Genomic DNA, 19,823 nt, shown 5'->3' on the forward strand with positions numbered 1-19,823 from the left:
GATCCGTAGCTGCAGCAGCTTGCCCGGACGTCCGGGCGGTTTCCGGCAGCGCCTCGACGAATTCGTCCATCAGCTCCGGGAGCGCGGTTTTCGTATTCGCCGTGAAGTGTGGAGACGGCGCGGACCCTCAGCGCCAGCCGAGGGCGGGGGCGATGTGGGTCAGCACCGCTTCGATGACATGTGCGTTATAGGCGACGCCGAGCTGGTTGGGCACGGTCAGCAGCAGCGTGTCCGCCTCGGCGATGGCTTCGTCCCGCGCCAGTTCCTCGATGAGCGCGTCGGGCGCTGCGGCGTAGCTGCGTCCGAAGATCGCGCGGGTTTTCGCGTCGATGAAGCCGACCTTGTCTTCCTGCTGGTTGTCGTGCCCGAAATAGGCCCGGTCGCGATCGTCGACGAGCGGGAAGATGCTGCGGCTGACCGACACCCGCGGCTCGCGCGTGTGGCCGGCTTCCTTCCATGCGGCGCGGAAGGCACGGATCTGCTCGGCCTGCTGGATATGGAAGGGCTGTCCGGTCTCGTCGTCCTTGAGCGTCGAGCTTTGCAGGTTCATGCCGAGCTTGGCCGCCCAGGCGGCGGTCGCGTTGGAGCCGGCACCCCACCAGATGCGCTCTCGCAGCCCCGGCGCGTGCGGCTCGATGCGCAGCAGGCCCGGCGGGTTGGGGAACATCGGCTGCGGGTTGGGCTCTGCAAACCCCTCGCCGCGCAGGATGGTCAGAAAGACCTCCGCGTGGCGCCTGCCCATGTCGGCGTCGCTCTGGCCTTCCGCCGGCGCGTAGCCGAAATAGCGCCAGCCGTCGATCACCTGCTCGGGCGAGCCGCGGCTGATGCCGAGCTGGAGCCGGCCGCCGGCGATGAGATCGGCGGCGCCGGCATCCTCGGCCATGTAGAGCGGGTTCTCGTAGCGCATGTCGATGACGGCCGTGCCGATCTCGATGCGGCTCGTCCTCGCGCCGACTGCCGCGAGCAGCGGAAAGGGCGACGCGAGCTGGCGGGCGAAGTGGTGCACGCGGAAATAGGCCCCGTCCGCGCCCAGCTCCTCGGCCGCGACGGCAAGCTCGATGGACTGCAGCAGCGCATCCGCCGCCGAGCGCGTCTGTGAGCCGGAGGAGGGCGTCCAGTGCCCGAACGACAGGAAACCGATCTTCTTCATAATACGTCAGCAGCCTCGAGGTGTGGCAGGGACAAGCTGCCACACCTTGGCATATTTTTACCCGGGATGCGCCCACGGAAATGGGGCCGCCTCACGCCCCGGCGGGCGCCTCCTCGCGCGCGAAAACGCGGCGGCCGAGATCGTGGGCGGTCTGGAGATTGCGCTCGAAGGCGGCCGTGTTGTCGCCCTCGACGTCCAGCAGCAGGTGCAGGTGAACGTCCCGCACGCCGCAATAATGGAAGATGCCCTCGCTTATCTGCGTCTCTATGGCCCGGTCGTAGCCGTGGCGCGCGAAGCCGCCAAGATCGCTCGCCCCGATGCCCAGAAGATGAACCGGTCCGCTGGGCAGCCGGCCGTTCGCCTTTCCGCCGAGCGCGTAGTCATAGGCCCAGCCGTTCGTGAACACCCGGTCGATCCAGCCCTTCAGCAGCGCCGGCATTCCCCACCAGTAGACGGGAAAGACGAGTGCGAGCGCATCGGCGCGCTCCACCCGCTCCTGCTCGCGCGCGGCGTCGGCGGGAAGCGGCCCTTCCTCGCGGAAATGGGCGAGGTCGGCGAGGGAGAACCGCGGATCGAAGCCCTCCGCTGCGAGATCGGCCAGTTCGCTGGTATGGATTCCGCCAAGCTCCACGCCGGCGCGGAAACGATCGGCCACGGCGCGGGAAAAGGACTGCGGTTCGGGATGAGACAATACAACGAGTGCGTGCATGGTATGCTCCTCTGCAGCGGCGCCGTGAGTCTTGTGTTACAGATAGTAACTTACTAGTAGTAATAATGGTTGGATCCCAATGTTGTCAAGTGCGGAGGAAAACGAGCGATGACCAGGAAGATGCCCAGGGCCGACCGGCGGGCGCAGCTTCTGGAAACCGCCCATGCCATCGTGCGCGAGCAGGGCACGGACATGCTGACGCTGGGCGCTCTCGCCGAGCGGGCAGGTGTGAGCAAGCCGATCGCCTACAGCCATTTCTGCACCCGCGCCGGGCTGATGATCGCGCTCTACAGGGAGCTCTACGACCGGCAGGTGGAGATTGTGGTGGCGTCGCTGCGGCGCGCGCCCGCCCGCCTCGCGGAGGTGGCGTGGGTGATCGCGGATTCCCACATGGAGTGTTACGCAGACATCGGTCGCGAATGGCACGCCATCGCCGCTGCGCTGAGGGGAGAGGCCGAGATGGCCGCCCACCAGCGCGAGATGACCGAGGGGTGCGTCGCGCTCTACTTCGAGGCGCTGGCGCCGCTTTCGTCCCTGCCGGCGGAGCATGTCCGGCGCCGCTGCTTCGCCATTATCGGCGCGGCGGATGCGCTCGCCGACGAAATGGCGCGCGGCAACGTCACCAGGGACCAGGCCTCGGAGGATCTGGCCGGGCTGATCGTGAGTTGGCTGTCGCCGCCGGCGGCCTGACGCGTGCGGGCGGGTTCAGGTGGCGGCGCGGGACGACCAGTGATACGCGCCGAGGGCCTTGCCCCTGATCGAGTCGACGACGTTTCCGCCGAGCGCCTCCAGCATTTCGCCGTGCTCCCACGTCGCGAGGTGGCGTTCGTACCAGTTGCCGTTCACGCTGTCCTGCGGCATCTCCCCCAGCGGGATCGAGATCAGGATATCGTCGACCCATTGCTTGAGACGGGCGATCTGGGCCTTGGCGGCGTCCTTCGGCATGTGTTCCAGCACGTCGCCGGCGATGGCGAGGGTCGGGCGCGGCGAGATGGTGCCGATGTCGAGGTGCAGCACGTCGGCGACGATCACCAGATCGTACTTCGACCGCAGGTCGAACTGCTCGATATAGGGCGCCCATACCTCGATACCTGTCCAGTGCGAGCGGAAATGCGGGCGCATCAGTTTGGCGTAGGTGCCCGCGCCGCTGCCGATATCGAGCACGCTCTGCGGCCGGATGGCCAGATATTTGTCGAGCATCCAGTCCTTGTGCTCGGAATATGAGTGTGGCATTGCCCGCCCCCTGTTGCGCCCGTTTGCGGATAGGAATGGATTCGCGGCCTCGATTGCCGCCGGTCATCATGGCTGCTGCGCCGCGCCCCTTTGTCCAGGAATTCGTCGTCCATGCCTGAGGGCGGCCGTGAGCAGCAGGCCGAGCATGGTCGCGTTCAGCAGATGCCACAGGAAATGCGTGCCGAACGGGATGTGGTCGCAGGCCGCGAGATCGACGGAACGGAAGAACAGTGACAGCGCGAACACCAGCCCGGCGGCGACGATCAGGCGCGCGCCGGGCCGCCCCGTCCACAGGAATGCCGCGGCGAAGGCGACGAAGGCGAGGACGGCGGGAAGGTACTGCGTCGCCTGGTTGGTGCGCGCCCCGAGCTCGCCGGGCAGTACCCGCATCACCAGCCCGACGACGGCGACGCCCGTGACGAGGACCGCGCCCGTCGCCGCCCACCCGAGGGTGAACAGGCGCCGCAGCGTGAAGACGACATAGACGGCGACGAAGGTCCAGATCGGTATGACGTCGGCGAGCGCCGACCAGCGGTTGGCGAAGGTGTGGAACAGGAACGAGCCGACGCCGATCGCCACCACCCACAGGCAGAGGACCTTGATCCAGAGATCGGCCCCGCCGGTCCGCGCCCGGTGCAGGGCGAAGAGGCCGACCAGCACGAAGGCGCCGTTGGAGATAGCGTTGATCGGCTCGGACCAGAAGCCCGCGTCCGTCCGTTCGCAGTAGATATCGACGGCCTGCGTCCAGTCCATCCGTGCCTCCGGTCAGTCGGCCCATTCGGGGTCGGTGGTGAAGACGATGGTCAGCCAGCGGTCCGGGCTTTCCTCGCCCAGCGCCTCGCCGATCTCGTCGCGGATCCGGTCCCACGCCTCCAGCGGCTTCGCCGGCAGGTTCGTCGGAACGATGAAGTAGAGCTCGATCTGCCGCCCGCGGCCGACGCGCGCAACATAGGCCCGATAGGACAGGAAGCCGTAGCGGCGCACCATCGTCTGCGCGACATCGTCGACATGCTGCTTGAGATCCGATGGCGTGACCAGCAGAATGTCGGCGAGCGCCTGGCGCACCGTGGCGACGGGCATCGGAATGACGATGAGGCACACCGCGGTCAGCATCGCCGGGTCGATGTAGGGCGCCATCCATTCCAGGGACGTGCCCTGGATCAGGTAGCCGGAGACGAAGGCGATGAGCCACGCCACGGACATGGCAGCCGACATCTGCCAGCCCTTCGCGTCGAGGGCCAGGAGGTCGGAGCGGATGGCGCGGTTCGCCCGCGCGGCGTAGATCGCCATGCCGATCTCGACCACGAGCGAGATGAGAGCGTAGAGGATGGCGTAGTCGAACGCGAGGTGGCGCCCGCCCGACAGGAAACTGTCGACGGCGGTGATGAGCGCGTAGATCGCGGCGATGATCAGCAGCGTGCCGTTCACGCCCAGCACCATGGGTTCGAGGTGCCAGAACCCCATGGTGAACCGTTCGGCGAGCCTTTTCTGGATGAAGCCGTCGGCGCCCGACGAGGCGACCAGCTTGGCGACGAGCAGCGCCAGCGTCGTCATGAGCGCATCGGTCAACTCATAGACGCCGTCGAAGATGATCGCCGACGAGCCCGACAACAGGCCGAACACGACGCCGAGCCCCGCCATGAAGACGGTGAAGGCAATGGAAACGCGCAGGACGCCCTGTTCGGAATGCATGATCGGTCTTTCCATTGCGGACACCCGCTGCCGGCACGCCGTTGCGTGACGGCCGGCGCCGTGGCTTCGCCGGCCGCCGTTCGCCGGAATGGTGGCTATGACGGAGACTGTCTGCGGCTTTCTACATGGTCGCCGCCCGTTACGGAAGCCCGGCCGGGTTTACGGGGGCGCCCGCCGCCGCGCATCCGGCGCAGCCGGTCACTTCGTCAGGATGAGTTTGCCGTTCGCCGTGATGCGGAGCCGGTATCGTTCGCCATTGTGGAGCAGCACGATTTCCCGGGCATCTCCCATGATGTCGCGCAGATCCCGTTCGGCCGGCGGGGTGTACGGGCGCGCCGTTCGCGGCTCCGCGGCCTCGCCCTCAGCCGCTGTGGCGGGCGAGGGAAGTTCGTTTCTAGTATTGTTTGAATTTTTGCCGTTCATTTCATTTATAATAATTCGAATTTTAATGCTTTTTGCATGAGTTGTGTTGATATTCAAAGTGAACACCGGTCACATATTCGGCGGCATATTGACTCAGTTTATGCCATGTGCCTAGAACTTTCCGTCAAGATGGCGCAGCCAGCCAGTGCGGATACAGTCCACCAGCCAGCCAGCCGGAAGAAATACCACCAATCGCTGTGCAAGAAGGCGTTGCCGATGGCTTTTGTCGCTCACGGGCTGCGTATTGCTGCCTTGTCCCTGCTCGGGACTGTCTCGTTCGTGGCTTTCGCGGCAAGGGCCGAAGCCCAGACCGCCACCTTCCGGACCGCTGCCCCGCAAGCGTCCACCCCCGCGGCGACGGACGCCGACGGCGGAGGAGAGGCCGCAACGCCGGTCGTGCTCGACACCGTGACCGTGATCGCGACGCGCACCAACGAGCGTCTCGTGGATACGCTCGCGGGCGCCAGCGTCGTGACACGCGAGGATATCGAGCTGCTGCAGCCGGGTTCCGTCGACGCCCTGCTGCGCAACGTGCCGGGCGTCGTCGTGCAACTGACCCAGGACGATCCGGCGCAGGCCATCAACATCCGCGGCCTGCAGGACTTCGGCCGGGTCAACGTGCTCGTCGACGGTGCGCGGCAGAACTACCAGGCGAGCGGCCACGGGGCCAACGGCGTGTTCTATCTCGACCCCGAACTCATCGGCAGCGTCGATATCGTGCGCGGTCCGGTATCGACCATCTACGGCTCGGGCGCCATCGGCGGCGTCGCGTCGTTCACCACCCGCGGCATCGACGACATCCTGAGCGAGAACCAGCGCTACGGCATCGAGCAGAAGACCGGCTACGGCTCCAACGGCTCCGGCTTCCTGAGCAGCACGGCGGGCGCCTTCCGCATCGGCACGGCGGCGGATGTCTTCGGGCAGTTCGTTTTCCGCGACCGGCGCTCCTACAGCGACGGCGACGGCAACCGCGTCGACCGGACGGGGTCCGATCTCGCCGCCGGCCTGTTCAAGTTCAACCTGCGCCCGGCCGATGGCCATACCATTTCGGGTACGGCGCTCTACCAGGACTATGAGTTCGAGAACGGCACCACGACGCTGTTCAACAGCCATGTGACCACGGGCACCTACACGCTCGGCTACACGTTCTCCCGTCCGGACGTGCCCTGGCTCGACCTGTCGGTGAAGGGCTACTACGCGACCACGAAAAACGAGCAGCGCATCTCCTCGCCGAGCGCGACTTATCAGAGCTTCGGCGGCAATGTCGGGTCGCCGCGCACGTTCGATCTCGAAACCTGGGGCATCGACGTCTACAATACCGCCCGCTTCTCGACGGGCCCGATCGGCCATACGCTGACCTTCGGCATCGACGGGGTCTGGGACGACGTCACGGTGACGGACCAGGCCGGCGGCTTCGGCTCGGCCTTCACGCCGGACGGCAAGCGCACCCTGTTCGGCGGCTTCATCCAGGACGAATTGCGCTACAGCGACTGGCTGCGGGTCATCGGCGCGCTGCGCTTCGATTCATACGAGCTCGAGGGCGGCGGCTTCAAGTCCAGCGGCGACCGGGTATCGCCCAAGATCACCATCGGCGTCACGCCCCTGAGCGGCATCGAGCTCTACGCCACCTACGCCGAGGGCTACCGGGCGCCGTCGATCAGCGAGACGCTGATCAGCGGCACGCATCCGTTCCCCGCGTTCGAGATCCTGCCCAATCCCGACCTGAAGCCCGAAACGGCCCACAACATCGAGGGCGGCGTCAACATCTCCTACGACGACGTACTGACGGCGGGCGACAGGCTGCGCGGCAAGGTCAACGTGTTCCGCAATGACGTCGACGACTACATCGGCATCGTCGATGTCGGCGATCCCAAGCTCACGCCGGTGGTGCCCGGCATGCCGGCGAGTGTCTGCCGGTTCACGCCCCAGCTCTGCATCCCGCTCCACGACCAGCAGTATCAGAACATCTCCAAAGTCAGGCTGGACGGCGCCGAGTTGGAGGCGGCCTACGACTGGGGCGGCGGCTTCATCACCCTCGCCGCCTCGCGCACGAACGGCAAGAACCGCACCGAGCACCTGCCGCTCGCCTCGGTTCCGCCCTACAGGATCGGGTCGACGCTCGGCCTGCGCTTCTTCGGCGACAAGCTCACCGTGGGCGCCCGCTGGACCTATACCGGCGCGAAGAAGAGCGGCTCGACGCCCAGCGAGGACTATCACCTCGTCGACCTGTTCGCGTCATACCGCTACAACGAGAACATCCGCGCCGACTTTACCGTGCAGAACGTCTTCGACCAGCAATACACCCAGTACCGCCACTCCGCGCCGAGCGCCGGCCTGACGGCCAAGGGAGCGCTGACGGTGAGCTTCGCCTCGTACTGACCGCGGCCGCCCGGCTGGCCGCCGCCTGTGAGGCGGGCGGCCCGCCGCGCGCCTCCCGCGCGACAACGAGATGCCGCTCCGTCTTCCCCCACGGAAAACGGCAGGGGCAAACGAGGAATTGGTGGAGACATTTTATGCAAGCACGCTTACGCCAGCATGGGCCGTGGGCCGTTCTCGGCATCATCGGCGCGCTGTCGCTGGCCGTTGATGGCCGGCGTGCCGGACTACGAGACCTTTGTCGCCCACGTGCACCACCACCCATCCCGATCAGGAGCCGATGACCTACGCGGCCTTCTTCCGCGAGCGGCAGGACGCGCGCTACGGTGGCCCCGGCAAAAAGGGGGCTTTCGGGGGGCTTTCGCTGCTGCTGAAGCCCGGCGGGGGCAGTAGAGCAGCCTCACGCGACGGAAGCCGCCGCCGTCTCGCCCAGCCATGCGGCGGCGATGAGTTCGAGCGAGCGCAGCCGCGCCGCATGCTCGTAGACGTCGGAAACGATGATCAGCTCGTCGGCGCCCGTCTCCGCCACGAGATCGCGGATGCCGGAACGGATCGTCTCCGGCGCGCCGATGATCGATCGCGTCAGCATGCGCTGCGCGTGTTCTTTCTGCGCGCCCGACCAGTAGGTCTCGATGTCGTCGATGGGGGGCTTGCTGAGACCGCGCTTGCCGGTCACGAGGTCGGCGAACGACATCTGCTGCGTCGTGGCGAGCCTGCGGGCCTCGGCATCGGTGTCGGCGGAGATGACGTTGACGCCCACCATGGCGTAGGGCTTCGCCAATTGCTCCGAGGGCTTGAAGCGGCTGCGGTAGATGTCGAGCGCCGGCAGCAGGTGTTCCGGCGCGAAGTGCGACGCGAAGGCGTAGGGCAGGCCGAGTTCCGCCGCCAGCATGGCGCCGAACGCGCTTGAACCCAGGATCCACAACGGCACCTCGGTGCCCGCCGCCGGCACGGCGACGATGCGCTGGTCCGCGCCCGCCGGGGCGAAATAGGCTTGCAGTTCGAGGACGTCCTGCGGAAAGTGGTCCGCCGCCTCCGGCGCGCGGCGCAGGGCGCGCAGGGTGAGCTGGTCCGTGCCCGGCGCCCGGCCGAGCCCGAGGTCGATGCGCCCCGGAAACAGCCGCGCCAGCGTGCCGAACTGTTCCGCGATGACATAGGGCGCATGGTTCGGCAGCATGATGCCTCCCGAGCCGACGCGGATGCGGCTGGTGCCCTCCGCGATGTACCCGATGACGACCGAGGTGGCCGCGCTGGCGATGCCGGCCATGTTGTGATGCTCGGCAATCCAGATGCGGTTGTAGCCCCACCGCTCGGCGTGCACGGCGACGTCGCGCGCGTTCATCAGCGCGGTTCGCGCATCGGTCGCCTGCGTGACGCGGACGAGATCGAGGATGGACAAGGGGACCGTGACTTCGGGGACCGTGACTTCGGGGATCATGACTTTCCCTCACGAAAAACCGTCGGCTATGCGGCGCCCCTCCGCTTGCCCGCAAGGTAGGGACGGCGGGTCGCCGCGTCAACAGGAGCATGCTCCCGGCTGGATCCTGCCTTATGGTTCGACAGCCGCTAGAACAGGCTGAGCTGGCGCGCCTTCCGGCGTTTGCGCCCTTCCGGGGCAAGGCGCGTCGTCAATGTCGCGGGAATGGCGGCGAGGAAGGGGGAGGGCGGCAGCGGACGCACCGCGCCGCGCCAGAACCGTTCCATCGCGCGGGTCAGGAACAGCCTGTCCCTGGCGCGGGTCATGGCGACGTAGAACAGCCGCCGTTCCTCGGCGTCCGCGCCCGCATCGCGCGCGCCGGCATCCCACGAGAACGGCGTCAGCCCAGCCTCCATGCCGACCACGAATACGACCGGAAACTCAAGCCCCTTGGCGGCGTGCATGGTGAGCAGCGACACCCGGTCCGCCCGCGCATCGTGAAAATCAGCCTCCGTCGAAAGGGCCACCGCCTCGGCAAGCTGCGCCCGGTCGCCCGCCACGGTGTCGGAGGCGGCCAGCGCCTCGAGCCAGCCCTTCGCCTCGGCGAGGGCCGCCGCGTCGGCCTTCTGCGCCCGGCGCGCCGCCTCGGCCGCCGCTGCGATGCCGGCAGCGAGATCCGCCTCCGCCTCTCCGTCCAGCCCGCCGAGGATCGCCCCGACGCCCGGGTGGCCGGCGATGGGCGCGGGAGAACTTTTTGCGAAAGGGATGCCTGCGTTCTCGAACGCCGTCCGCAGCGCCTCCGCCTGCGCGTCCGTCCGATAGAGCACGGCGCAATCGGCGAAGCCGAGCGCGCGGCCGGCGGAGCTTCCGCCACCGGCCGCGCCGCTGCGGCTGGCCGCGAGCATGTCGTGCCCGCCCAGAAGCTCCTCGATCGTCGCGGCGACGTATTCGGCCTCCGCCGCCGCGTTCACCGCGGCGTGAAGCCCGATCTTCTCCCCCGCCGGCCGTGTGACGCCGTCCGCCGGCGCGCCGATGAAGCCCGTTGCCGCCGTGACGATGGTGCCGCTCGACCGGTAGTTGCGGTGGAGCCGCAGCGTGCGCGCCGCCGGGAAGTCCTGGCCGAAGCGTGCGAAGCAGGCGGCGTCCGCGCCGCGAAAGCCGTAGATCGCCTGATCGGGATCGCCGATCACGCAGACATTGCCGCCATCCCCCGCGATGAGCCGCAGGAGGCGGTATTGCTGCTCGTCGACGTCCTGGAACTCGTCGGCGACGATGTGGGAGAAACGCGCCCGCCACGCGTCCGCGATGGCCGCGTGCGTCTCCAGCAGACCGACCGAGAGGCCGACGAGGTCGTCGAAATCGACCCAGTTCCGTTCCCGCCCGATCCGGTCGAGCGCGACGCGCGCCTCGCCTTCCTCGTCCGTGCCGGCCGCGCCCGTGCGCTTGAGCACCGAGACGGCCCTGATGAGCCGCGCGGCCCGGCTGTCGCTCACGTCGAGCGCCTCGGTGAGCGCCGCCTTGCGCTCCTTCTCGTCGGCGATGCGGAAGTCGGGGCCGAGGCCGGCGGCGTCGGGGTGTGTGCGCAGGATCGCAAGCCCCAGCGAATGGAAGCTGTGCACATTGACGCCGCGCGCCCCGTCGCCCAGCAGCGCCGCAAGCCGCGCCCGCAGTTCCTCCGTCGCCTTGCGGGTGAAGGTGACGGCGAGGCAGGCCGAGGCCGGCACGCCGCGTTCGCGCACGAGATGGGCGATACGGTGCGTCAGCATCCGCGTCTTGCCCGAGCCCGGGCCGGCGATGACGACGAGCGCGCCGTCCGTCGTCTCCGCCGCCAGCGCCTGATCCGCGTCGAGCGCCGCGAGCACGCCCGTGCGGCCCGACGGCACCGGCGCGGCGGGTTCCGGCTCTGGTGCGGTCTCCTGCGGCGCGGCGTCCGCCGCCTTGCGCCCGGCGGCCCGCGCGCGCCGCTGCAGGGGCGTGTCGAACAGCAGGTCGTTGCCGGCGAGCCGGCTGATCTCGCCGTCCTCGAACAGTCGGATCACGCCGTATTCGCCGTCGTAGCCCGCCTGGCGGATGACCTTGCCGCCGCGCAGCCGCGTCACCGCCTCGCCCAACAACGGATGCACCCTGTCGATGTCCTCGACCGGCACCTCGCTCAATAGCGAAAGCTCCGAACCGAGCGCGGCGACCGTGCGGTCGTAGACCTCCGCCACCTTCTTGGAGCCGACGCCGCTGCCGACGATTTCGGACAGGATTTCCGGCAGCGGGACAAGACTTGCCACCTCGCCGGCGGTCGCGGGCGGCACGACCTCGGCCTCGTCGCGGTCAGCGAGCGCCGCGATGCGGTGCGCCACGCCCACCGTGACCGGGCGGCCGCAGACCGGGCAGCGGCCGCCGAGCGCGATCGTCTCCTTCGGATCGAGCCGCACGCCGCAGGCGCGGTGGCCGTCCATGTGGTACTTACCTTCCTCCGGGAAGAACTCGACCGTTCCACCATAGCCCTCGCCCGTCTCCAGCGCGCGGCGGATGGCGAGGTAGTCCGGCGCGCAGGAGAAGCGCGTCGCCTCGCGGCCGAGCTTGCCGGGCGAGTGGGCGTCCGAATTGGAGGTGAGGCGGAAGCGGTCGAGCGAGGAGACGCGCCAGTTCATCTCCGGGTCCGAGGACAGGCCCGTCTCGATCGCGAAGATATGGCCGGCGAGGTCGCCGTAGCACTCATCGATGGAATCGAAGCCTGACTGCGACCCGAGCGCGGCGAACCACGGCGTCCAGACATGGGCCGGGACGAGGTAGGAATCGGGGGCCGATTGCAGCGTGATCTCCAGAAGGTCGCGCGAGTCGAGGCCGAGGATGGGCCGCCCGTCCGAGGCGATGTTGCCGATGCGTGCGAGGCTCGCGGCAAGCCGGTCGGCGGCGACGAGATCGGCGGCATAGATCAGGTGGTGGATTTTTCGCGTCTTCTCGCCCTTCTTGTAGATGGTCGAGATTTCGGTCGACAGCATGAACGACACCGGCCGCCGGCAGGCGGGCGGCAGGGTCTGCCACAGCGCATCCTCGATCTCGGGCCGCAGGCGGAAGAGCCCGTTTCCTTCGGGCAGCAGCTTGTCCTTGATTTCGGCGAGCCAGACGGGATGCACGCAATCGCCCGTGCCGACGACCCGGATGCCCTTGCGCGCCGCCCACCAGAACAGATGCTCCAGATCGAGGTCGCGGCTGGTGGCGCGGGAATATTTCGAATGGACGTGCAGATCGGCGTGAAAGGTCATGGGTGTGCGATGATGGGCGCGTGTCCGGTTGCCGGGCGCATTGTTCGGGCTTGGAATGGTGGCCGGGGCGAAACTCCGGCCGCCGTCTGAAACCGCTATAGCAGGAAGGGGCGGGCGGAGATAGGGCCGCGCTCGCCCGAAGGCTGGAAACGGTTGGATATCCTGCCGGCGCCGGTTGGTCGTGGCATTCAGATCAATTGCCCTGTCCGGGGGCGCAATGCCAGCATTCCGCATCGGACGGGCGGATTCGGGCAGATGCAGACGAGCTGACCGAACTTTTTCATAATATAGCACGGGAAGAGAAGACGCTGCCTCCCGGTGGAATTATTGATCCGTCTTATCCTCTGTATCCGCGCTATTTGGAACGGGAGAGAGCCAGGCACCTTTCCGGGACGATTACAGGACGGGTGGTGTCCGCGACCGCAGACGGGTGCGCTGGCCGGGTTGTTTCAACCTGAGCGGGTCCGGCGAGGGGTTGAAAGCAGCCGGCAATGAAATTGGTGCGGGATTATTGTCTTGAATATGTCGCATATTTATTTATACTTAGCTATGAATTTACTTGTATAAACATTGGCAGGATTCCAGAAATGGCGATTGAATCGATTCTGGCGCAATTGATCGGCGGTGCTGCCGGCGGCGCGGCGGGTGGCAAGGTCGTGAAGAGCTCCGACCTGGGCAATATCGGCAATCTCGTCGCCGGGGCGATCGGCGGCCTCGGGGGCGGCTCGATACTGGGGTCGCTCGTCGGCGGCGCGGCCGGAGACGCGGGAGCGGGGCTCGACATCGGCGCGTTGCTCGGCCAGCTGGTCGGCGGCGGCGTCGGCGGCGCGATCCTGCAGATCGTCGTCGGTCTGATCAAGAACAGGCTGGTCAGCTCACAATAGGGTCGCCGGGTGTCATCCGGCTTCGTCGAGCAGCGCCACGGTGCGCTCGTCCTGGCGGGATTCGCACCAGCGGTCGAGCGCCTGTCGGAACGGGTTGTCGGCCTGCCCTGAGGCGATCGAGAACAGCGTCATGCAGGAGCGGAATTTCATATCGTCCGGCGATCCGAATATGCCGTGCAGCGATGAGCCCTCGGTCTCGATGACGGTATGGGTGGCAAGTTTCAGTCTGGGTCCGAGCACGGGATGAGCAAGGTATGCTCGGGCCTCGTCCAGCGAGCCGATGCCGTAGGACTGTGCCATCGGCGAATGGCCGAGGCCGCGCAGTTGTGGAAAGATGAACCACATCCAGTGGGTGCGTTTGCGGCCGGCCCGCAGTTCCGCGAGCGCGGTATCGAAGGTGGCCTCCTGCGCCAGGACAAAGCGATCGAGGTTGAACGGGTCGGCGTCCGGCATCGTGTTTCTCCCTTTCCTGTCCGAAGACAGTATAGCGCAACGCGCCGAAGCGTGTGCCGTCCGTCCGGATATCGCCGGACGGGAGCGTTTCATCATTTCACGGGAACGATGAAACGCTCTAGATCTTTGATTTTGACCGAATTCTTATCGATCAAATGATTCCATTTGATCGGAACGCGCTCTAGCTTATCTGAACGATATGTCCTGCGGAGACCTCGCGATATTGGCGTGCGGGGGGCACGTAGCCGATGGGGCGGATCGGGCTCTTGATCTCGTCGGTCGATATGTCGCGCTTGATCCTGCGCCGCGCCGGGTCGGGCACCGGCACCGCCGACATCAGCTTCTTCGTATAGGAATGCTGGGGGTTCTCGAACACCGCCGCCCGCGGCCCGATCTCGACGATCTCGCCGAGATACATCACCGCCACCCGATGGCTGACGCGTTCCACCACCGCCATGTCGTGGCTGATGAACAGGTAGGCTAGGTTGAGGTTCTGTTGCAGGTCGAGGAGCAAGTTGCAGACTTGCGCCTTGATCGACACGTCGAGGGCCGAGACCGCCTCGTCGGCGACGATCACCTTCGGGTCGAGCATCAGCGCGCGGGCGATCGCGATGCGCTGGCGCTGGCCGCCGGAGAATTCGTGCGGGAAACGCTGCATCATGTCCGCGGCAAGCCCCACTTTCTCCATCAGGCTCGCCGCCTTGTCGCGCGCCTGTTGCCTCGTGCCGAGACGATGCGCGACGAACGGCTCCGTCAACGCCGAACCGATGCTCATCCGGGGGTTGAGCGAGGCGAACGGGTCCTGGAACACCATCTGGATCGAGCGGCGCATCCGGCGCAACATCGGCGGGCCAAGTTTCATGAGCGCGCAGCCGTCGAGCGTCACCTCGCCGCTGGTCGGCGTGACGAGGCGGGTGATGGAGCGGCCGGTCGTCGACTTGCCGCAACCCGACTCGCCGACCAGTGACAGCGTCTCGCCTTCGAACAGGTCGAAGGACACCTTTTCCACCGCATGCACGGCGCCCGTCTTGCGGCCGAGCAGGCCGGAACGGATGTCGAAGCGCGTCGTCAGGTCCCTGACATGGAGGACCGGCGCGTTGTCCCTGGCGACCGTATCGACGACATCGGCGACCGGCTGCTGTTCGCCGCTCTTCACGTCAACGACGGGGAAGCGCAGGGGGAGCGTGCGCCCGCCCATCGAGCCGAGCCGCGGCACCGCCGAGAGCAGGGCGCGCGTGTAGGGATGCCGGCCCCGGCGGAAGATATCCGCGGTCGCGCCCGCCTCCACCGCATCGCCACGATACATGACGATCGTGCGGTCGGCGATCTCCGCCACGACGCCCATGTCGTGGGTGATGAAGAGGACCGACATGCCTTCCTCGTCCTGCAGCACCTTGATCAGGTCGAGGATCTGGCCCTGGATCGTCACGTCGAGCGCCGTCGTCGGCTCGTCGGCGATCAGCAGCTTCGGCTTGGACGCCAGCGCCATGGCGATCATCACGCGCTGGCGCATGCCGCCGGAGAACTGGTGCGGATAATCGTCAAAACGGTTTCTCGCGTTGGGAATGCGCACCTTCTCCAGAAGCCTGACGACCTCTGCCCTGACGCCAGCCTTGGGAATGTTGTCGTGGACGGTGAGCGCCTCGGCGATCTGCTTGCCGATCGGGAAGATGGGGTTCAGCGACGTCATCGGCTCCTGGAAGATCATCGAGATGTCGTTGCCGCGCACGCGGCGCATCTGCTCTTCGGGGAGCGATAACAACTCCTTGCCGCCCAAGAGCACCTGGCCTTCGATGCGGCTCGAATGCTTCGGCAACAGCCGCATGATCGACAGCGAGGTGATGCTCTTGCCCGAGCCGGATTCGCCGACGATCGCCACCGTCTCGCGCGGGGCCACGTCAAAGGAGATGCCGCGCACCACCGTCTTCCACGCGTCGTTCACCCGGAACGAGGTGGAGAGATTGCGCACCGACAGGACCGGGACGCGGGATGAATCCGAACGTGGCAGGGTGATGGCAGCCATGAGTCCAAGTCTCACATCGTTTGCGGCGAATGAAGAGGGCCGGATGTCGTGCTCTTGCAGAGAAGGGGATCGTGCGGAAGCGCCGGCATGTCAGACCTTGAGGTTGAAACGACGGTCGTCGAGCGTCAGGCTGATTTCGGTCGAGACAGGCGATGACGCGACGATACGGCCCTTGTCCATGGTGAGCGGACCGTCATGACCGGGAACGATGATGTCGGCCATGGCGGTAATCCGGCGGAGGCTGGCACGGGCCGCCTCCTCGTCGAAGGCGCCGGTGGGGGTGCCGGCCTGAATCTCGCCGCGGTGCTTGACGGCATCCTGGGCCAGCATGACGCATTGGCCGTCAACCGTCATCACAAGCGAGACATGGCCGTCGCTATGTCCGGGCGTGCGGATCATCGTGACGCCCGGCAGCACGTCCGGCTCGCCGGAGACGAGGGTCAGTTGCGGACTGCGCAGCAACCCTTCGACCTGGAAGCGCGAGATCGCCGGGTCGCGTCGCATGTGGGCCTGCGCATAGGCGCGTTCGCTCTCATGCAAAACGATCCTCGCCTCGGGGAAACATTCGGCATTGGCCATGTGATCGAAATGGAGATGCGAGAGGATGACGGTGCGGATGTCCTCGTTGTCGATGCCGCGCTCCGCGAGCGCTGCCATGAGGCCGGGCCGGTCGCCGCTCCCGCCCGTGTCGAAAAGGGCATGACCATCCGCCGTCCTCAGGAGCACGATCGTGCTCCAGCCGAGAAAGCCGCGCGAGCTGCGGCCCGGAAAGCCCGGAATCAGGATATCGTAGGAGACGAGGTTCGACATCAGCTTCAGCCCTCCATCTGCCGCAGACGCGGATCGAGCAGGTCCCGCAGGCGGTCCCCGACGAGATTGGTGCCGACGACGGTGATGAAGATCGCGAAGCCGGGGATGGTCGCGACCCACCACGCATTGCCGATATAGTCGCGGCCCTCGGAGATCATCGTGCCCCAGGTCGGCGTGTCCGGCGGCACGCCGAGGCCGAGGAAGCTCAGCGAGGATTCGAACAGGATCATCTTGGCAACCAGCAGGCTGGAAATGACGATGACGGAGGACATGACGTTGGGCAGCAGATGGCGCGTCAGGATCTGGGTTGCCGGAATGCCCATCATGTGCGCGGCCTGGATGAATTCCCGCTCGCGCAATACAAGGCATTCGGCGCGCACGACACGGGCATATTGCACCCAGTTCGTCAGTCCCAGGATGGCAATGATGTTCCACAGGCTCGGGCCGACCACGGCGGCGATGGCAAGCGCGAGCACGAGGAACGGAATGGCGAGCTGGATGTCGGTCAGCATCATCAGCACGCGCCCGGCATATTTGTCCTCGTAGCCGGCGATGAGGCCGAAGGCGACGCCGATGACCCCCGAGATGACGACCGCGCTGACGCCGACCAGCACCGAGACCCGCGTGCCCACGACGATGCGGCTGAAGATGTCACGGCCGAGGGCATCGGTCCCGAACAGGTGGATGCCCTCCGGGCCCTGCCAGAGCGGCGGCTTCAGACGCTGCAGGATGTCCTGCGCGCTCGGGTCGTAGGGAACGAGCCACGGCCCGAAAAGCGCGGCGAAAAGCGCAACGAGCACGATCGCCAGACCGGCGGCGGCGAGATGGCTCGCCAGATAACGTTCGAGAAACGCGGTCATTGGCCCTTCCTCAGACGCGGATCGAGCAGGCCGTACGAGAGATCGACCAGGAGATTGATGACGACGATAACGGCGGCCATGAACAGGACGAAGGCCTGCACGACGGTGAAGTCGCGGTTGGCGATCGCCTGGATCGCAAGCCGGCCGATGCCGGGATAGGCGAAGACCTCTTCCGTGATCACCGCGCCGCCGAGGAGCGCGCCGATCTGCAGGCCCATCACCGTCAGGGTCGGGATCGCCGCGTTGCGCAGCGCATGGGACAGGATGATGCGGCTTTCGCGCACACCCTTGCCGCGGGCCGTGCGCACGTAGTCCGACTGCAGCACCTCTATCATCGACGAGCGCAGGAGACGGGTGATGATCGCGGTCGAATAGGTCGCGAGCACGATCGCCGGCATGACGAGGTTCTGCCAGCCGCCGCGTCCGGAAGGCGGCAGCACGTGGAGGGTCTCGGAAAACAGCAGGATCAGGATGATCGCCAGCCAGAAGGCCGGGAAGCTCTGGCCGATCAGCGAGATCAGGAGGCTCGCCCTGTCGATGGCCGAGCCACGGTTGGCGGCGGCAAGAATGGCGAGCGGAACCGCAAGCGCGACCGACATGACGAAGGCGGTGCCGGCAAGTTCGACGGTTGCCGGCACGCGCTCCAGAACGAGCTGCATCGCAGGCTGCTCGTAGCGCAGCGACAGGCCGAAATCGCCCTGCACGGCGCGGCTGAGGAAGTCGACATATTGCACCGCGAGAGGCCGGTCGAAACCCATCAGACGGCGAAAGCGCTCGATCTCCTCCAGCGAAGCCTCCGGCGGCAGGAAAAGCGCCGATGGATCGCCGCCGATCCGAACGAGGAAGAAGACGGCAACCGACACGCCAAGCAGCACGACGACGGCATAGAGCAATCGGGATATCAGAAAATGGGCCACAGCTTGCGTAACTCCCTGCGCGACCTGCAATCGAAGCATCGATTGCGACCGGACGAACGCCGGTCACGATCGATGTCCTTGTCAGAAATGCGCCTTACGCAGATCGATGACGCTGTCCGGCCGCGGAGTCCAGGACAGTTTCGCATCGAGGCCGTAGATCAACGGCAACTGGAGCATCGGCAGATGCGGAGCCTCTTCCTTGATGATGGCCGCCGCCTTCTGGTAGATCGCCGTCCGCTCCGCCGGGTCGATGGTTCCGGCGCCGGCGTTCAGCAACGCATCGAGCTCGGGATTGCTGTAATAGCTCTGATATTCGCCGGTATGCAGCAGCGGCATCCACACGAGGTTCGGATCACGGCCGCTCCAGCCGGGGAAGGTGATGCCCTCGCGACCCTTCTTTTCCGAAATCTGACCCCAGACGCCGGGTTCGATGTACTGGATATCGGCCTTGATCCCGACCCTTGCCAGGAACCCGGCCGTTGCCTCGACGATTTCGCTGTCTTTCATGTAGCGGCCCTTGCGGGTCATCAGCGGAATGGTGAAACCGTCCGGATAGCCCGCTTCGGCAAGCAGCGCCCTGGCCTTGTCCGGATCGAACGGATAGGGCTGCCAGCTCGGGTCATATCCGAAGGCGTTCTGGGGCAGGGTGAGCGCGATGCGGTTGCCCATGCCGTTCAGCAAAGCTTGCTGGATGGCATCGACGTCCACCGCATAGTTGATCGCCTGGCGGACGAGCTTGTTCTTGAGCGGCGTGTCGCGTGTGGTGTCGAAGGCGAGGAAGTAGAGGAATTCGCTGGCCACCGACGCGACTTTGGTATTGCCCCCCTCCAAGGCGGGAATGTCTTCGGGAGGGATGTCCACCGCAATGCCGACCCCGCCGCTTTTCAGTTCCGCGATACGCGTGCGGGTTTCCTTGATCGGCCGGAAGACGACCCTGTCGATTGCCGGCTTTCCGCCCCAATAGTCCGGATTGGCCTCAAGGACGACCTGTTCGTCTTTCTGCCACGCGACGAAACGGTACGGGCCGGTGCCGACCGGCTTGGAGGCGAGCGCCGCGCCGTCGTCCTGTTGCGTGTAGGACGGCGGGACGATCAGAGCCGGGAAGCTTGCCTCGTAGAGAGAAAGCAGCATCGTCGGGAAGGGTTTTTCCGTTTTGATGTCGACGGTATAGTCGTCGACGATTTCGACCGCCTTGATCTGCGCAATCCGGGCGTAATACGGTGCCTTGAAACCTGGATCGAGCGCGCGATCGAAGCTGTATTTCACAGCGGCGGCGTTGAAGGGCTCGCCGTTATGGAACTTGACGCCCTCGCGCAACTTGAAACGCCAGGTGAGCGGATCCGGGTTGCTCCAGGAAGTGGCCAGAGCCGGGGCGATCTCGCCATTCTCGTCCTGTGTGACCAGGGCATCGTAAATCTGGAAAAGGACGTTCGCCGTGGGGAACGTGGAATGCTTGGCGGGGTCCATCGAATAGGCGTCGGCCGGCTGGGCGACGACGAGTGTCGCCGGCCCCTGGGCGGGCGAGGCGGTCGGCAACGATGGGATTGCCACGGCGGCGAGCGCGCCAATCATGAAATGCCGTCTCAGGATATTTTTCATATGTTCACCCTCTTTTG

Annotated in this window: 17 protein-coding genes and 1 pseudogene; 4 read left to right on the forward strand and 14 right to left on the reverse strand. The window is 66.3% G+C overall.

Going from position 1 to position 19,823, the window contains the following annotated elements; all coding sequences use genetic code 11:
- Window positions 1-127: 127 nt before the first annotated feature.
- Window positions 128-1,150 (reverse strand): LLM class flavin-dependent oxidoreductase, encoded by a 1,023-nt coding sequence (locus ACUSIJ_RS12835; protein ID WP_449308797.1) that lies wholly within the window; start codon window positions 1,148-1,150, stop codon window positions 128-130.
- A gap of 91 nt (window positions 1,151-1,241) precedes the next feature.
- Window positions 1,242-1,859, reverse strand: a complete 618-nt coding sequence (locus ACUSIJ_RS12840; RefSeq protein ID WP_449308799.1) for an NAD(P)H-dependent oxidoreductase — start codon at window positions 1,857-1,859, stop codon at window positions 1,242-1,244.
- A gap of 108 nt (window positions 1,860-1,967) precedes the next feature.
- Between ACUSIJ_RS12840 and ACUSIJ_RS12845 the strand changes: the two genes are divergently transcribed.
- The gene (locus ACUSIJ_RS12845; RefSeq protein ID WP_449308800.1) at window positions 1,968-2,549 is read left to right on the forward strand and encodes a TetR/AcrR family transcriptional regulator; all 582 of its coding nucleotides are present in this window, start codon (window positions 1,968-1,970) and stop codon (window positions 2,547-2,549) included.
- Window positions 2,550-2,564: 15 nt separating this feature from the next.
- Here ACUSIJ_RS12845 and ACUSIJ_RS12850 read toward each other — a convergent pair whose 3' ends face one another.
- The 4 genes from ACUSIJ_RS12850 to hemP form a co-directional block, all read right to left on the reverse strand.
- Window positions 2,565-3,092, reverse strand: coding sequence for a class I SAM-dependent methyltransferase (locus tag ACUSIJ_RS12850; RefSeq protein WP_449308801.1), 528 nt, complete (start codon window positions 3,090-3,092; stop codon window positions 2,565-2,567).
- Between the two features lie 66 nt (window positions 3,093-3,158).
- Window positions 3,159-3,845: a ceramidase domain-containing protein gene (locus ACUSIJ_RS12855; protein WP_449308802.1), complete on the reverse strand. Its 687-nt coding sequence runs from the start codon at window positions 3,843-3,845 to the stop codon at window positions 3,159-3,161.
- Window positions 3,846-3,857: 12 nt separating this feature from the next.
- Entirely contained in the window at window positions 3,858-4,784 is a 927-nt protein-coding gene (locus ACUSIJ_RS12860) for a cation diffusion facilitator family transporter (protein ID WP_449308803.1), read from the reverse strand.
- Between the two features lie 198 nt (window positions 4,785-4,982).
- Window positions 4,983-5,264, reverse strand: coding sequence for a hemin uptake protein HemP (gene hemP / locus ACUSIJ_RS12865; protein WP_449308804.1), 282 nt, complete (start codon window positions 5,262-5,264; stop codon window positions 4,983-4,985).
- A gap of 159 nt (window positions 5,265-5,423) precedes the next feature.
- Here hemP and ACUSIJ_RS12870 point away from each other — a divergent pair, with 159 nt between their 5' ends.
- Both ACUSIJ_RS12870 and ACUSIJ_RS12875 read left to right on the forward strand, forming a co-directional pair.
- Entirely contained in the window at window positions 5,424-7,586 is a 2,163-nt protein-coding gene (locus tag ACUSIJ_RS12870; RefSeq protein WP_449308805.1) for a TonB-dependent hemoglobin/transferrin/lactoferrin family receptor, read from the forward strand.
- Window positions 7,587-7,821: 235 nt separating this feature from the next.
- A pseudogene (locus ACUSIJ_RS12875) lies at window positions 7,822-7,914 on the forward strand (CstA-like transporter-associated (seleno)protein); the annotation flags it as partial.
- Window positions 7,915-7,983: 69 nt separating this feature from the next.
- Here ACUSIJ_RS12875 and ACUSIJ_RS12880 read toward each other — a convergent pair.
- Both ACUSIJ_RS12880 and ACUSIJ_RS12885 read right to left on the reverse strand, forming a co-directional pair.
- The gene (locus ACUSIJ_RS12880) at window positions 7,984-9,021 is read right to left on the reverse strand and encodes an LLM class flavin-dependent oxidoreductase (protein WP_449308806.1); all 1,038 of its coding nucleotides are present in this window, start codon (window positions 9,019-9,021) and stop codon (window positions 7,984-7,986) included.
- Window positions 9,022-9,149: 128 nt separating this feature from the next.
- Window positions 9,150-12,260, reverse strand: a complete 3,111-nt coding sequence (locus ACUSIJ_RS12885; RefSeq protein ID WP_449308807.1) for a UvrD-helicase domain-containing protein — start codon at window positions 12,258-12,260, stop codon at window positions 9,150-9,152.
- A 587-nt stretch (window positions 12,261-12,847) separates the two neighbouring features.
- Here ACUSIJ_RS12885 and ACUSIJ_RS12890 point away from each other — a divergent pair.
- Window positions 12,848-13,144, forward strand: a complete 297-nt coding sequence (locus tag ACUSIJ_RS12890) for a hypothetical protein (RefSeq protein ID WP_449308808.1) — start codon at window positions 12,848-12,850, stop codon at window positions 13,142-13,144.
- 12 nt (window positions 13,145-13,156) lie between these two features.
- On the opposite strand, the gene ACUSIJ_RS12895 is transcribed toward ACUSIJ_RS12890, so the two are convergent.
- The 6 genes from ACUSIJ_RS12895 to ACUSIJ_RS12920 form a co-directional block, all read right to left on the reverse strand.
- Window positions 13,157-13,597: a DUF1810 domain-containing protein gene (locus ACUSIJ_RS12895; protein WP_449308809.1), complete on the reverse strand. Its 441-nt coding sequence runs from the start codon at window positions 13,595-13,597 to the stop codon at window positions 13,157-13,159.
- Window positions 13,598-13,778: 181 nt separating this feature from the next.
- Window positions 13,779-15,620 (reverse strand): ABC transporter ATP-binding protein, encoded by a 1,842-nt coding sequence (locus ACUSIJ_RS12900; RefSeq protein WP_449308810.1) that lies wholly within the window; start codon window positions 15,618-15,620, stop codon window positions 13,779-13,781.
- A gap of 90 nt (window positions 15,621-15,710) precedes the next feature.
- Window positions 15,711-16,430 carry an MBL fold metallo-hydrolase gene (locus ACUSIJ_RS12905; protein WP_449308811.1) on the reverse strand — a complete coding sequence of 240 codons (720 nt, stop codon included), beginning with the start codon at window positions 16,428-16,430 and terminating at the stop codon, window positions 15,711-15,713.
- A gap of 5 nt (window positions 16,431-16,435) precedes the next feature.
- Window positions 16,436-17,290: an ABC transporter permease gene (locus ACUSIJ_RS12910; RefSeq protein WP_449308812.1), complete on the reverse strand. Its 855-nt coding sequence runs from the start codon at window positions 17,288-17,290 to the stop codon at window positions 16,436-16,438.
- Window positions 17,287-18,207 (reverse strand): ABC transporter permease, encoded by a 921-nt coding sequence (locus ACUSIJ_RS12915; RefSeq protein WP_449308813.1) that lies wholly within the window; start codon window positions 18,205-18,207, stop codon window positions 17,287-17,289. Before ACUSIJ_RS12915 ends, ACUSIJ_RS12910 begins: the two co-directional genes overlap by 4 nt.
- Before the next feature lie 81 nt (window positions 18,208-18,288).
- Window positions 18,289-19,806, reverse strand: coding sequence for an ABC transporter substrate-binding protein (locus ACUSIJ_RS12920; protein WP_449308814.1), 1,518 nt, complete (start codon window positions 19,804-19,806; stop codon window positions 18,289-18,291).
- Window positions 19,807-19,823: the final 17 nt, after the last annotated feature.

The organism is Pseudochelatococcus sp. B33 (assembly GCF_053570585.1).

Excerpts from the sequence above, each read along its gene's own strand:
- ACUSIJ_RS12850 (WP_449308801.1), bottom strand. The coding sequence starts at position 3,092 with ATGCCACACTCATATTCCGAGCACAAGGACTGGATGCTCGACAAATAT.
- ACUSIJ_RS12880 (WP_449308806.1), bottom strand. The coding sequence starts at position 9,021 with ATGATCCCCGAAGTCACGGTCCCCGAAGTCACGGTCCCCTTGTCCATC.
- ACUSIJ_RS12845 (WP_449308800.1), top strand. The coding sequence starts at position 1,968 with ATGACCAGGAAGATGCCCAGGGCCGACCGGCGGGCGCAGCTTCTGGAA.
- ACUSIJ_RS12835 (WP_449308797.1), bottom strand. The coding sequence starts at position 1,150 with ATGAAGAAGATCGGTTTCCTGTCGTTCGGGCACTGGACGCCCTCCTCC.
- ACUSIJ_RS12860 (WP_449308803.1), bottom strand. The coding sequence starts at position 4,784 with ATGCATTCCGAACAGGGCGTCCTGCGCGTTTCCATTGCCTTCACCGTC.
- ACUSIJ_RS12855 (WP_449308802.1), bottom strand. The coding sequence starts at position 3,845 with ATGGACTGGACGCAGGCCGTCGATATCTACTGCGAACGGACGGACGCG.
- ACUSIJ_RS12905 (WP_449308811.1), bottom strand. The coding sequence starts at position 16,430 with ATGTCGAACCTCGTCTCCTACGATATCCTGATTCCGGGCTTTCCGGGC.
- ACUSIJ_RS12840 (WP_449308799.1), bottom strand. The coding sequence starts at position 1,859 with ATGCACGCACTCGTTGTATTGTCTCATCCCGAACCGCAGTCCTTTTCC.
- ACUSIJ_RS12920 (WP_449308814.1), bottom strand. The coding sequence starts at position 19,806 with ATGAAAAATATCCTGAGACGGCATTTCATGATTGGCGCGCTCGCCGCC.
- ACUSIJ_RS12900 (WP_449308810.1), bottom strand. The coding sequence starts at position 15,620 with ATGGCTGCCATCACCCTGCCACGTTCGGATTCATCCCGCGTCCCGGTC.
- ACUSIJ_RS12885 (WP_449308807.1), bottom strand. The coding sequence starts at position 12,260 with ATGACCTTTCACGCCGATCTGCACGTCCATTCGAAATATTCCCGCGCC.
- ACUSIJ_RS12870 (WP_449308805.1), top strand. The coding sequence starts at position 5,424 with ATGGCTTTTGTCGCTCACGGGCTGCGTATTGCTGCCTTGTCCCTGCTC.
- ACUSIJ_RS12895 (WP_449308809.1), bottom strand. The coding sequence starts at position 13,597 with ATGCCGGACGCCGACCCGTTCAACCTCGATCGCTTTGTCCTGGCGCAG.
- ACUSIJ_RS12890 (WP_449308808.1), top strand. The coding sequence starts at position 12,848 with ATGGCGATTGAATCGATTCTGGCGCAATTGATCGGCGGTGCTGCCGGC.
- ACUSIJ_RS12910 (WP_449308812.1), bottom strand. The coding sequence starts at position 17,290 with ATGACCGCGTTTCTCGAACGTTATCTGGCGAGCCATCTCGCCGCCGCC.